Source organism: Pseudolactococcus laudensis (assembly GCF_013449735.1).
Classification (GTDB): Bacteria; Bacillota; Bacilli; order Lactobacillales; family Streptococcaceae; genus Pseudolactococcus; species Pseudolactococcus laudensis.
Genome location: NZ_JACBNY010000008.1, coordinates 84268 through 97090 on the forward strand (window position 1 = coordinate 84268; position 12823 = coordinate 97090).

The 12823-nt window shown below is 39.6% G+C and carries 13 protein-coding genes, 6 tRNA genes, 1 rRNA gene and 1 pseudogene; 3 read left to right on the forward strand and 18 right to left on the reverse strand.

Annotation, left to right across the window (positions count from 1 at the left end):
* Nucleotides 1-10 precede the first annotated feature (10 nt).
* Nucleotides 11-805 carry an ankyrin repeat domain-containing protein gene (locus tag HZR21_RS06240; RefSeq protein ID WP_180746914.1) on the reverse strand — a complete coding sequence of 265 codons (795 nt, stop codon included), beginning with the start codon at nt 803-805 and terminating at the stop codon, nt 11-13.
* A 274-nt stretch (nt 806-1079) separates the two neighbouring features.
* Between HZR21_RS06240 and HZR21_RS06245 the strand changes: the two genes are divergently transcribed.
* Nucleotides 1080-1646 (forward strand): DUF1836 domain-containing protein, encoded by a 567-nt coding sequence (locus tag HZR21_RS06245; protein ID WP_180746915.1) that lies wholly within the window; start codon nt 1080-1082, stop codon nt 1644-1646.
* Nucleotides 1636-2493: a DegV family protein gene (locus tag HZR21_RS06250; RefSeq protein ID WP_180746916.1), complete on the forward strand. Its 858-nt coding sequence runs from the start codon at nt 1636-1638 to the stop codon at nt 2491-2493. Before HZR21_RS06245 ends, HZR21_RS06250 begins: the two co-directional genes overlap by 11 nt.
* A gap of 25 nt (nt 2494-2518) precedes the next feature.
* Here HZR21_RS06250 and HZR21_RS06255 read toward each other — a convergent pair whose 3' ends face one another.
* The 3 genes from HZR21_RS06255 to HZR21_RS06265 are packed head-to-tail and all read right to left on the reverse strand — an operon-like array spanning nt 2519 to nt 3930.
* Nucleotides 2519-2704, reverse strand: coding sequence for a hypothetical protein (locus HZR21_RS06255; RefSeq protein WP_003140534.1), 186 nt, complete (start codon nt 2702-2704; stop codon nt 2519-2521).
* Between the two features lie 12 nt (nt 2705-2716).
* Nucleotides 2717-3145 carry an SH3 domain-containing protein gene (locus HZR21_RS06260; protein WP_180746917.1) on the reverse strand — a complete coding sequence of 143 codons (429 nt, stop codon included), beginning with the start codon at nt 3143-3145 and terminating at the stop codon, nt 2717-2719.
* A complete protein-coding gene (locus tag HZR21_RS06265; protein WP_180746918.1) occupies nt 3100-3930 on the reverse strand; it encodes a hypothetical protein in 831 nt (276 codons plus the stop codon). The genes HZR21_RS06260 and HZR21_RS06265 overlap by 46 nt, the downstream gene beginning before the upstream one ends.
* Nucleotides 3931-4130: 200 nt before the next feature.
* Between HZR21_RS06265 and mnmE the strand changes: the two genes are divergently transcribed.
* The gene (gene mnmE / locus HZR21_RS06270) at nt 4131-5498 is read left to right on the forward strand and encodes a tRNA uridine-5-carboxymethylaminomethyl(34) synthesis GTPase MnmE (RefSeq protein WP_180746919.1); all 1368 of its coding nucleotides are present in this window, start codon (nt 4131-4133) and stop codon (nt 5496-5498) included.
* A gap of 26 nt (nt 5499-5524) precedes the next feature.
* On the opposite strand, the gene HZR21_RS06275 is transcribed toward mnmE, so the two are convergent.
* From HZR21_RS06275 to rrf, 14 genes and pseudogenes are all read right to left on the reverse strand, one after another.
* The gene (locus HZR21_RS06275) at nt 5525-6364 is read right to left on the reverse strand and encodes an SDR family NAD(P)-dependent oxidoreductase (protein ID WP_180746920.1); all 840 of its coding nucleotides are present in this window, start codon (nt 6362-6364) and stop codon (nt 5525-5527) included.
* A 22-nt stretch (nt 6365-6386) separates the two neighbouring features.
* Nucleotides 6387-8405, reverse strand: coding sequence for an ATP-dependent DNA helicase RecG (gene recG, locus HZR21_RS06280; protein ID WP_180746921.1), 2019 nt, complete (start codon nt 8403-8405; stop codon nt 6387-6389).
* 12 nt (nt 8406-8417) lie between these two features.
* Nucleotides 8418-9004 (reverse strand): annotated as a pseudogene (locus tag HZR21_RS06285) (P-loop nucleotide/nucleoside kinase family protein).
* 55 nt (nt 9005-9059) lie between these two features.
* The gene (locus HZR21_RS06290; protein WP_180746922.1) at nt 9060-9386 is read right to left on the reverse strand and encodes a YlbF family regulator; all 327 of its coding nucleotides are present in this window, start codon (nt 9384-9386) and stop codon (nt 9060-9062) included.
* Nucleotides 9387-9450: 64 nt separating this feature from the next.
* Nucleotides 9451-9798, reverse strand: coding sequence for a zinc ribbon domain-containing protein YjdM (locus tag HZR21_RS06295; protein ID WP_180746923.1), 348 nt, complete (start codon nt 9796-9798; stop codon nt 9451-9453).
* Nucleotides 9799-10055: 257 nt separating this feature from the next.
* Nucleotides 10056-11069 carry a type I glyceraldehyde-3-phosphate dehydrogenase gene (gene gap, locus HZR21_RS06300; RefSeq protein WP_061774219.1) on the reverse strand — a complete coding sequence of 338 codons (1014 nt, stop codon included), beginning with the start codon at nt 11067-11069 and terminating at the stop codon, nt 10056-10058.
* A gap of 218 nt (nt 11070-11287) precedes the next feature.
* Nucleotides 11288-11740, reverse strand: a complete 453-nt coding sequence (locus tag HZR21_RS06305; RefSeq protein WP_180746924.1) for a DUF536 domain-containing protein — start codon at nt 11738-11740, stop codon at nt 11288-11290.
* Between the two features lie 374 nt (nt 11741-12114).
* Nucleotides 12115-12198: transfer RNA gene (locus HZR21_RS06310), tRNA-Leu, on the reverse strand.
* A 28-nt stretch (nt 12199-12226) separates the two neighbouring features.
* A tRNA-Gln gene (locus tag HZR21_RS06315) sits at nt 12227-12298 on the reverse strand.
* Between the two features lie 15 nt (nt 12299-12313).
* A tRNA-His gene (locus tag HZR21_RS06320) sits at nt 12314-12386 on the reverse strand.
* 11 nt (nt 12387-12397) lie between these two features.
* A tRNA-Trp gene (locus tag HZR21_RS06325) sits at nt 12398-12468 on the reverse strand.
* 10 nt (nt 12469-12478) lie between these two features.
* Nucleotides 12479-12559, reverse strand: a tRNA-Tyr gene (locus HZR21_RS06330).
* Between the two features lie 33 nt (nt 12560-12592).
* Nucleotides 12593-12665 (reverse strand) — tRNA-Val (locus HZR21_RS06335).
* 31 nt (nt 12666-12696) lie between these two features.
* A 5S ribosomal RNA gene (rrf, locus tag HZR21_RS06340) occupies nt 12697-12812 on the reverse strand.
* Between the last annotated feature and the right edge of the window lie 11 nt (nt 12813-12823).

A 12823-nucleotide genomic window follows, 5' to 3' on the forward strand; every position in this document is an offset into this window, starting at 1 on the left:
GCTTTAAAAGTCATATCGGAATGGCCCAAGCATTTGCCGCTTTAATCATATTGGCAATATTGCTATACCCCAATTGATTGGCATAATCTAAGGCAGTTCTGCCACTGTTATCTCTAATATTTGGATTGGCACCATTTCTTAACAATTCAGCTACAATATCTTGGTAGACTTGCGAGCCATCCCGCAGACCAACAGCCTCAATCAGAGCTGTATATCCAAATTTATTTTGGTAATCGATTGCCACGCGTTTATCAGCTAAGAGGCGTTTTACATTTTCAAGATGACCTTTTTCAGCAGCCGGTATCAAGGCATTGCCACCATACCTATTATTGACTGTTTGGTCAGGCGTTGCATGAGTAAGGATATATGACAAAATCTCTGTTCTACCTTCTGCGCCAGCATATAGATAAGGACTATCTTGAATGGTATCTTGTTGGTTAACATTAGCTCCTGCATCAATTAACAATTTAGCAATTGCTACTTGATTATTGTGAACAGCAATTAATAAAGGTGTTTCAGATTTTTCGTTGATTTCATCAATTTGGTAATCAGATGAGTTGAGAATTTCTTTTGTTTTTTCAATATCGCCTTCTGAGACAGCTTGAATTAGACTTCCTGGATTAAAAGTTTTTTGAATGTCTTTCTCTGGCTCTGACTTCTTTATAGTATCTGGTTCAATTCTTTTCTGTACTGAAGACTTTGAGGGCTTTATCGGGGTTGACGAAGCTTTACAACTGCCTAAAATTAAAACAGAAGTCAGTAAGGCGACTGGAAGCACTATCAGGTTTAATTTCGATTTTTTCATTAGCTATCTACTTTCTAATTTATATTATGATATATTATATCATCGACTATAAAATAATAGCCAATAGAATGACTTTTACACGACTTATCTTGCAAACAAAACTGAAGTAATCAGCATTTTTATAACGCCTGTGACTCAATATTTATCTCTTTTATTTGATTCATTCCTATAATAGCGACCACTAGCATTTACATTATTTTGATTTTGTAGTAAACTATATCTAGTATCCAAAACTAGATGCAACCTATACTAAGTATTAGAAAGAAAACTAATTATGTCTGAACCATTAATTGAATGGGGAAAAGAAATCGAGACCGCTACCTTACCCCGCTGGGAAGAATTACCTGATATCGAGCTATATATGGATCAGGTCATCAGCTTGGTAGGCAAGTATTTGACGCCAATCTTACCCAAGCAAGAGCAAGCACTCCTTACTAAATCCATGGTTAATAACTATGTGAAATTGGAACTCATTCCTGCACCTGTTAAGAAAAAATACTCCCGGGTCCACTTGGCTTTCCTCATTGCCATTACCTTACTTAAACAAGTCTTGACCATTCCTGAAATTAAAACAGGTATCGTCTACCAAGGCCGTGTGAGTGGTACGCATGAAGCCTACAACATTTTTTGTCATGCACTAGAAGAAACTTTAAATGTTGTTGGTAAACAGGTACAGGGCGTTAGCACTCCTGGCTTATTTTCAAAACAAATTTCACCAGAATATTTTATCGTGACAGCAGCAACATCTTCACTTGCCGCCAAATTACTCGCTCAAAAAAACATTGAACTTGTTGAAGGTTTAAGTATTATGGAAAATAAGGAGATTTCAAATGACATCTGAAAAAATTGCAATTCTTGTCGACTCTGGTTGTGATGTGCCTGAAACAATTGCACAAGCTGATAACTTCTATGTTATTCCTCTCAAAATTATCTATAAAGATGCTGAGTATACAGATAAACTAGATATCACTGCTGAAGAAATCTACGATAGATTGCCTATCGAAATCCCTAAAACTTCTTTACCAGAAGGTGCCTATATTCAAAAAATCTTTGAACAAATCGTGGCTGATGGTTATGAAAAAGTATTAGCGATTACCATTTCAAGCGGCTTATCAGGAACTTTTAACTCTGTCAGATTGGTGGCGCAAGATTTTCCAATGCTTGAAACCTTCATGTTTGATACAAAAAACATCGGGATTGGCGCTGGTGTCCATGCTATTCGCGCAGCCGAATTAATTGCCTCTGGTTCAAGTTTTGACGCGATTACTAAAGTTCTTGCTAACGAAGTTAAAAATAGTAAAATCTTCTTCAGCGTTGCAACACTTGAATACCTCCAAAAAGGGGGGCGTATTGGCCTCGTCAGCTCTATTGTCGGCAATATGCTCAACCTCAATCCGATTATTTCTTGTAATGATGACGGCATTTACTACACGGTTGCCAAATCACGTGGTCGTAAAAAAAGCCTTGAAAAATCAGTCAAATTAGTCAAAGCATTTGTCGGTAATCACCAAAAGGTTCGTTTATTTGTTGCTCACGGCAATGCAGCTAAAGAAGCCTTAATTTTAGTTGAAGCGCTTAAAGCAGCGATTCCACAAGCCATAGATGTCTTATATGGTCAAATTTCCCCCGCCCTTGTTGTTCACACCGGTCCAGGTTTGATTGGGATTGGCGCACAAATTTTGGATTAAATGAAAAAAGCCTGTTCGGGCTTTTTTATTTGCTCTCGATAACGTTAGTCAAACTATCAATCGCCTCAATGATACCGCTTTTTTGGATACCATTTTTGATGACGAGTGACCCAATCCACATCATAAAAAGTAGATTCAAAATCCAAATGCCAATGATGATGACAAACCATAACACATTGACTGATAGCATATCTGCGCCTAAATTGTTCATATTTTTTTCTCCTTATTCAATCCGTCCCATAAAAAGGGTCAAAAGCGGTGCATTATTTTCTGGGTTAATCATTCGAATATAACCCTTTGTGTTGTCAGATACAATATTGACAAGCACCCATTTGGCACCATCTGCCTCGCCAAGATAACCATAGACAACATCGCCTTTGATAACATGTCCAACTACCTCAGCATTTACATCCGGTTTTGACCGTATAAACAACTTATCAACCTCGACATAGAAAGGAAACTGTGCGAAACCATTGACTGTCCCATCATCTCGACGTATATTTTCAAGACGTTTACCAGATCTCTTATCGATTCCGCCGATCCCTTGGACTTTCTCAATCTGCCAACCATCATATTTTAACGGTAATTGTTTCTCAGTAATATCTGCTACACTGTACGATGTGGGCTCAACAATCTCGTTTTTTCTTGCCACCACTCAACATGGTATTGTCTATAACTAGCACCAGCATTCGTTCCGTAAAAAATACGTCGGTCATCGCTTGATGTCCCATCAGGTGCTTTAACCAATGGTGGTACTAAAATAAGAGACATTTTCTGACCTTCAATCGCAGCTGAATTAGCACCAACAAAATAAACTTCATAATAATCATTTTTCTTTTGAAGTAATTTATCTGGGTCTAACTTATATTGAGCATGCATTGAGCCACTCCAATATGTCCATTCATCATTTGTTTTGGCATTTTTTTGAATGCTAGGAAACACCGTTGTATTGTTTTGATAATAGTCTTCTGGTCGATAAGCATAGAGTGTAAAACCTGAATCTTCTATCGCTTTTTCAAGTTTATCATCAGAATACTGTCCCTCAAATGAAGATAGGTCACCTTTTATTATCTGTCTATAACCAGTGTCATCACTAGTAGCAGTATCTTTTTTTGTACTGGAAACACTTTTTTTATCGAATACTGTTGAATGACTATCTGGCGTTTTAGATTGACTAGTCACAAGAACAATCAATACAATGATAACAATTGCCAAAAAAATACAACTTACGGTCGCAATCACAACTTTTTGCATCTCACTTAGTGGTTTCTTTTTACCATCCCTAATGTACCTTTCAATTGTTGCACGTGTAACCCCTAATCTCCTTGAAGCATCCGCAATACTGTCGTAACTGACACCATCTATTATGATTGGTATCCGATTTCCTTTTTGGGAAGATGTTACATCAGATTCAACTTTATCTTTTCTTGTATTCATAATTCGTTCCTAATTTAGTTTTTAAACATATTTTATCATAAAAAAAAGACAATTCCATACAAACTAACTAGCATTTTAAAGTACCAGCCAACTTGAGCACCCACAATTGCTGTTTTTCGTATTTTGCGTTAAAATAAGAAGATAACATAGCTTTTAAAAAAACAGCTATCATTTAGCCTCAAAATAGAAATAGGAACAACATGATCACAAAAGAATTTGATACAATCGCAGCCATCTCAACACCACTTGGTGAAGGGGCTATCGGCATCGTCCGGCTCTCAGGTAGTGATGCCATTGCCATTGCTGATAAGGTTTTTACGGGAAAATCTCTGGCTAACTGCGACAGCCACACGCTCAACTATGGTCATATCACCAAAAGCACGCGCGTCCTCGATGAAGTCATGGTCGGTGTCATGAAGGCGCCGAAAACTTTCACGCGCGAAGATGTCGTTGAGATCAACACCCACGGTGGCATTGCCGTCATGAACGAAATCCTCCAACTCTTGCTCCGCAATGGCGCAAGAATGGCAGAACCCGGTGAATTTACCAAACGTGCCTTCTTAAATGGTCGGATGGATTTATCACAGGCTGAAGCTGTCATGGACATCATCCGTGCTAAAACGGATCAAGCAATGAATATCGCTGTTAAACAACTCGACGGTAGTCTATCAAACTTGATCAACAAAACGCGGCAAGAAATTCTCGAAACACTGGCACAAGTCGAAGTTAATATTGATTATCCAGAGTATGATGATGTCGAAGAAATGACGACAAGAATGCTGCGTGAAAAAACAGCAGCCTTTCAAACACTGCTCGAAAATTTACTGAAAACGGCTAAACGGGGCAAAATACTCCGTGAAGGTCTGTCAACAGCTATCATCGGTCGACCAAACGTTGGTAAATCAAGTCTACTTAACCACCTCTTGCGTGAAGAAAAGGCTATTGTTACAGACATCGCAGGCACCACGCGAGATGTCATTGAAGAATACGTCAATATCAATGGTGTGCCTTTGAAACTTGTGGATACAGCTGGGATTCGTGAGACAGATGATATCGTGGAACGCATCGGTGTTGAACGCTCACACAAGGCGCTTGAAGAAGCAGACCTTGTCCTACTCGTCTTGAATGCTAATGAAGCTCTAACTGACCAAGACCGTCAACTATTAAAAATTAGCGAGGATAGCAACCGCATTGTCTTACTTAACAAGACAGACTTACCTGAAAATATCGAAACAGCTGATTTACCTGAAGATGTCATTAAGATTTCTGTTCTTGAAGATACCAACATTGACAAAATTGAAGCTAAAATTAATGAACTTTTCTTTGAAAATGCTGGTATCATCGAGCAAGATGCAACCTATTTATCCAACTCTCGTCACATTGCCTTAATCGAGCAAGCGCTTGAAGCTTTGAAGGCAGTAAATGACGGACTTGACGCAGGTATGCCTGTTGATTTAGTTCAAGTCGATATGACACGGACTTGGGAGATTCTAGGAGAAATTACAGGGGATGCTGCACCTGATGAGTTAATCACACAGTTGTTTAGCCAATTCTGTTTAGGAAAATAAAAAAACGCCGTCGTTGGCGTTTTTTCTTATCTCTTTTTCAAAGCACGATTACCCAAGTAATTTAAGACTGTCATAAATAGTTTTTTAAAATCGCGTGGGCAACTACGTGCTAACCAGACCATAGCACGGTCACTCAAGGTATTAAAATAGCGTCGTTTCGGTCGTGTATCCGTGGCAGCCTTATAGAAGACTTGTGCCAAATCCTCAGAGCTTGCACCACTTGTGTGTTCATTCGCTGTTAGTAAGGCTGAGACTTTGTCAACTAATGTTGTATAAACAGAATCCGTCTTTAAATTTTCTCTAGCATGTGCCAAGGCGATGTCGCTCCAAGCTGACTGTGTCCCTCCTGGTTGGATGACGAGGGAACGCACACCAAAGGGCGCGATTTCGATGTCAAGTGAGTCGCTCCATTGCTGTAAAGCTGCTTTTGTGGCGTGATAATAAGCGCCTAATGGCATGTAAACATCCCCACCAATCGATGAAATGTTGATAATTCGTCCTGATTTTTGTGCTCGTATGATAGGTAGCACAAGCTGTGCCAAATCGGCTGCACCAAAGAAATTAGTTTCAAACTGCCGTCTAGCATTGTCGAGTGATATATCTTCAACTGGTCCATACTCACCATAACCTGCATTGTTAATCAGGACATCAATCCGCTTTTCTTGCTGAAAAATAGTATCAATAAAAGCTTGGTTAGACGTATGATCTGTAACGTCTAGTTTGAGGGCATGGATGTGCTCGGCATTAGGAATTTTCTCAACACGTCGCGCACCGCCGTAGACAATCCATCCCTCTTTCGCAAATAGTTCTGCTGCTGCAAATCCCATGCCATTACTAGCGCCTGTAATGGCGACTACTTTTGTCATCTTTTTCTCCTCTATTTAGCTACTAATCGAATCCCGCAACATCAGCTAAATCTGTCAGCATCATCTGATAATTGGGATTTTCGCTCCAGTGGGCATCCTTGAAGATAGCCACTGCCTCTTGCCTCGCAACTTCTAAAATATTGTAATCATTGACAATGTCAGCAACCGAAAATTCTGGCAAGCCCGACTGGCGCGTCCCAAAGATTTCACCACTACCACGCAATTTGAGATCTTCTTCCGCTAAGACAAAACCATTTTGTGTTTCTGTCATGATTTGCATGCGACGCTTGCCAGTTTCCGATTTGGGATTGGCGACTAAAATTGTGTAAGATTTTTTCTCACCACGCCCGACACGGCCACGTAATTGATGCAATTGTGATAATCCAAAGCGATCAGCATCAATAATTACCATGATCGTTGCATTGGGCACATTAACCCCGACTTCAATGACCGTTGTTGAGACTAAAACATCATATTTTTGCGCCTTAAAATCCGTCATGACCTGATCTTTTTCAGCATTCTTCATCTTGCCATGCAGTAATGCCACATTTGCTGTCAAACCGAAAAATTCTTGCAACTCCATAAAAAGCTCCGTCGCATTTTTCAAGTCCAACGCTTCACTTTCTTCAATCAAAGGCGAAATAAAATATACCTGTGCCCCCTTTGTGACCTCATCAGCAATCCATGGCAAAATTTGCGGCGTTAATTGCTCATGCTTAACCCAACGTGTCGTAATCGGTTTTCGGCCAGCAGGCAGCTCGTCTATAATTGATACATCCATATCACCAAATGCTGTAATGGCAAGCGTTCGTGGAATTGGCGTTGCAGTCATCATCAACACATCTGGATTTTGCCCTTTCTCACGAAAGACCTTCCGTTGGTTAACACCGAAACGATGCTGTTCATCCGTAATCACAAGTCCCAGATTCTGATAATCTACCGCCTCCTGTATCAGCGCATGCGTGCCCGTAATCATCTGAATGCGACCATTCTCAAGACCCTCCAACACTTCACGTCGCGCAGCAGCTTTCATCCCACTCGTCAGCAAGCCCACTGTCAGCTCAGGAAAGAGCGTCTGGAGGCTTTCATAGTGTTGGTGCGCTAGAATCTCCGTCGGAACCATCATAGCCGCCTGGTAGCCTGCTGTGACCGCTGCGTACATAGCAAGACTCGCCACCACCGTCTTCCCACTCCCCACATCGCCCTGCAGCAAACGATTCATATGATAAGGACTCGCCATATCGGCCAAAATCTCACGTAAGGACTGGTCTTGCGCCTTTGTCAAATGGTAGGGCAGTTGATTGATTTTGTCAGCTAGTTGCGCAGCGTTGAACGTGATTGCTAAACCTTGTGTCAGAGACTTTTCTTTATAGCGCAGAGCCTGTAATTTCATTTGGAAATAAAACAACTCCTCAAATTTCATGCGACGTAAGGCTTGCTGGTGTGCGATTTCATCAATTGGAAAGTGCATATCGTGAACTGCAGTTTTCCGGTCAACCAAGCGATATTTCTGAATCAAATCATCAGGTAAATTCTCAGCGATTAACTCACCTACGCCCGTCTCAAAGATAGACTGCAATAGATTGACTAGAGCCGATTGTTTGACGCCTTGCATGACATGGTAGACCGGCTGGAAACTATTGTCAACCTGTGCTAAAATTTTCATTCCTGTGATACTTAATTTCTTAGCATCCCATTTACCATAAATGGCTATCTCAGCATCCATGTCAACCTTATCCTGCAAATAAGGCTGATTAAAAAAGCTGACTGAAATGACAGCTTCATCTTGCTTGATTTTAAAGGTGAGACGATTACGACGCGCACCATAGTAACTGACATTAGGTGGCGTCACAACTCGACCGACAATTGTTGTTTTTTCGCCATCGATCAATTCAAAAATAGACTTTGACGAGAAATCATCATAACGAAAAGGAAAGTATAGCAATAAATCTTGCACAGTAAAAATCCCCAGCTGATGATAACGCTCGGCAGATTTCGGTCCCACACCTTTTAAGAATTGAATTGAATCCGTTAGTTTCATATCTCTATTTTATCATTTTAGACTTGGAAATACTTGTAAGACTTGCTTAACGGTCATTTCGGGTGATAGTTCGGTATTATTAATCTTCAGCGTCTGAACATCTGGAAAATGTTCCGCTAGTTGATAAGCTAGCGACTCTAACTGATACTTAACAACTGAATCTTCTAAATCTTGCATCGAAAATGCCAGATCTCGTTTAGAAGGTTTCGCAGCTAAGCGTTCTGAATGGCGATTGCGTTCGCGACGTTTAGCAATATCCGCTACCAATTCTATAAAATAGACAGACTCACCAGCATCTGAAAAATACTCGCGATATCAGAAAGAAAAGCCAAATCATCGACCGATGAGAAATCTATCATAACCGTGAAAATCATATGCTTGATTGGATTGGTTTCAATATTGTCAACAAAGGCGTGAAATATCATCTTTCGCAAATCATCCGACAACTGAAAGGTCGTCGGTGTATAGCCCAGAAAATTAGCAAATAAATCAATTGTCTGATGATTATAAAGTAATTTCCCATCAAGCTGTTTTTCTAGTTCACGACCAACTGTCATTTTTCCTACCGCTTGCGCGCCAATTAAAACAATCAAACTCATCCAAAATCCTCCTTAACAAAAGAGTGAGAAATTTGATTTCTCACTCTAAGTATTTTTATTGACCGTATAATTCTTGAAGTGGCTTAAAGACAATATCTTGTAAATCACTGGTAATGGTTTGCAAAGCTTGCTCTGTATTCAGCAACTCTGCCATAATTGGATTCGCTTGTAATTCAGCAAAAAGTGCCTGTGCTTCATTTTGTTGTTCTGCTTCTAAAATTTGACCCATTTGCATTTTCGTTTGGATATCGATAAATTTCGCATACAAAGCACTAGCAGTTTCATCAGCCTTAACCGCAGCAAGTGCTGTAATAACTGCTTGATATTCAGGCAAAGCACGGAATTCGCGTTCTAATTGATTCATAGTATCATAAATGTTCATAAGAGTCTCCTTTTCGTATTTCTATTATACCAAAAAAGCGTACACCAATGCACGCTTTAATGTTTTAACCTTTTTTGACAACTGAGCCTTTCAGCCCAATAGCGCCAAAACCTTCAATTTTAGCATCAATGAAATGACCATTCTTGCCATTCTCATTAATTCTGATATTTTTGGCTTTGGTCCCTTTTTTGATTGGCTTAGGCATACCTTTTACTGGCAAATCTTGAACGATAATCACATCATCACCATCAGACAATTCAGTTCCAACTGAATCTAGTACGACAAATTTGTCACTTGCATTATCAATATCGGCTTGTGTAAATTCATTACCACATTCTGAACAGCCAAATGTTGTATCAGATAATTCATAAGTAAATTCACTGCCACAGTGTGGACATTTAGGTAAAGTCATTTTTCTTCCTTAATCTAGTTTATAACACTTTACTCCTAGTCAACTTTTCAACCATCAAACGAAAGATAAGCAACTATGAGCTTTCCCATAAGTCACTAAATTAGCGACTATAAGACCAGAGCAACAAAGATAAATCATGTTTTTTGAGTGACTTGTCACACAAAATTCGATTAAACACGTTTTAACACATCTATCTTTCTCTTGGTACAAAAAAACGGGGAATTTTCATTCCTCGTTTTCCCAATAACTAAATGAAATTATTTAGCGATTGATGCAAAGTATTCAAGTGTACGAACAAGTTGTGAAGTGTATGACATTTCGTTGTCGTACCATGATACAGTTTTAACCAATTGTGTACCGTCAGCAGCTTCAGAAACTTCTGTTTGAGTTGCGTCAAACAATGAACCGAATGAAATACCAACGATATCAGATGAAACGATTTCATCTGTGTTGTAACCGTATGATTCAGTAGCAGCAGCTTTCATAGCAGCGTTTACTTCTTCAGCAGTTACTTTTTTGTCAAGAACAGTTACAAGTTCAGTCAATGAACCAGTTGGAACTGGAACACGTTGTGCATGACCTTTAAGTTTACCGTTCAATTCTGGGATAACAAGACCGATAGCTTTAGCAGCACCAGTAGAGTTAGGAACGATGTTTTCTGACGCAGTACGCGCACGACGAAGGTCACCACCACGGTGAGGACCATCAAGAGTCATTTGGTCACCAGTGAAACCGTGAACTGTTGTCATTGTACCAACTTTAAGACCAAAGTTTTTGTTCAAAGCGTCAGCCATTGGTGCAAGACAGTTAGTAGTACATGAACCAGCAGAAATTACTGTTTCAGTACCATCAAGAATATCGTGGTTTGTGTTGAAAACAACTGTTTTAACATCAGATCCACCAGGTGCAGTGATAACAACTTTTTTAGCACCGTTAGCATGTAAATGTTTTTCAGCAGCTTCTTTAGTTGCAAAGAAACCAGTTGCTTCAAGAACGATTTCTACGCCATCAGCAGCCCAATCGATGTTTGCAGGATCAGCTTCTTGAGAAACTTTGATGAATTTACCGTTAACGTCAAAACCGTTTTCTTCAACTTCAACAGTACCGTTGAAACGACCTTGAGTTGTATCGTATTTCAACAAGTGTGCAAGCATAGCAGGGTTTGTCAAATCATTGATACGTGCAACTTCAACACCCTCAACATTTTCGATACGACGAAGTGCAAGACGACCAATACGGCCGAAACCGTTAATACCAACTTTAACTACCATTTTGTAGAAATCCTCCTTATGGAATTCAGTAATTTTTTATTAGGTGTTAACACCTATAACAACTGAAAGTTAAACTTTTAACTTACATTATAATCATACCTTTTTTATGCCATTTATGCAAGAAGAAACACTAATTTTAGCTGAGTCTTGTTTTATAACAGAATTTAAAATCAGCAGATTTCAGGCGTTTTTAGAACATATAACACATCTGTACTATATTACTTTCTAAACAATTTTGCAAAGAAACCTTTTGATTTTTCTTGTTCCAATTCAAGCAAAGTTTGCTCACGTTCAGTTAAAGCTTTAGCAGTCAACTGCTGTTGCTGATCCAACTGTTTGTCTTTTTCAGCAATTTGATGATCCTTCATCGCAATCTGCTCTGATAATCTTGAAATTTCAGTATTTTTATCTTCAATCAACTGTGTAATAATTTTGTCAAAATCAATATTGATTGAGTTCTTTTCACCTTCTTGATTTTTATCAGACTGATTTTCTAAAATCACTTTTCCATAATGCTTTTCTAAACGCTTGATGCCATCTTCATTAACTACTGTAACACCACGATCGTTTTTTGCAAGGTATTCATCTGATAGTTTTTTTATACGGTTATTCATTGCTTGACGCGTCACACCAAATGCTTCTGACAATTCCGTCACAGTCATTTTTTTCATTAAATTTCTCCATTGGTATTTTATCTTTAATTCATTATAACAAAAAAATCTGGCAAAGGCTTACATATCCTAAATCTATCTTAAATTTCAACTATAAATCGCACTAGTAACTATCCTGAGATGATAATAAAATATAAACTATAAGTTCAAACCACTTTATCATTTTATACCAAATCAAAAGGAATCACCTATATCGTGATTCCTTATAAGAAATATTAAATTTGTATAAAGTCTTATTTACTTAATTCTCCATTTGAATAACACATGTGTAGCACAAAATAATTCAAAGAATAAAAAGTTTCACCACTTCTGCACCATTTCACGAAAAAGACCCTCTGAAAGGTTGATTTCAGAGGGTCTTTATGAATCTGCTATACCGGCGGCCGGGGTCGAACCGGCACGTCCGTGAAGACACTGGATTTTGAGTCCAGCGCGTCTGCCAATTCCGCCACGCCGGCAAATTCTATTATGGAAACTTCCAATAAACTGGGGTAGCTGGATTCGAACCAACGCATGAGGGAGTCAAAGTCCCTTGCCTTACCGCTTGGCTATACCCCAATAATACTAATGAAAGGCGGTCGACGGGAATCGAACCCGCGAGTGTCAGCGCCACAAGCTGATGTGTTAACCACTTCACCACGACCGCCATATTTCAAACACGGGCAGCAGGAATTGAACCCACACCAAAGGTTTTGGAGACCTTTGTTCTACCTTTAAACTATGCCCGTAAAGGTAATATGGAAGGGGAGGGATTCGAACCCCCGAACCCGAAGGAGCGGATTTACAGTCCGCCGCGTTTAGCCACTTCGCTACCCTTCCAAATTATTTAATTACATTAGATCAAAGACCTAATGGGAGTTGAGGGGTTCGAACCCCCGACCCTCTGCTTGTAAGGCAGATGCTCTCCCAGCTGAGCTAAACTCCCAATAAAAGCGGCTTCTCAGTCGCTTTTATTCGCTTGGCACCGACCATATCTCACAGGGGGCAACCCCCAACTACTTCCGGCGTAATGAGACTTAACTGCTGTGTTCGACATGGGAACAGGTGTATCTCTCATGCAATAAGCACCAAACTGGTTTGAAT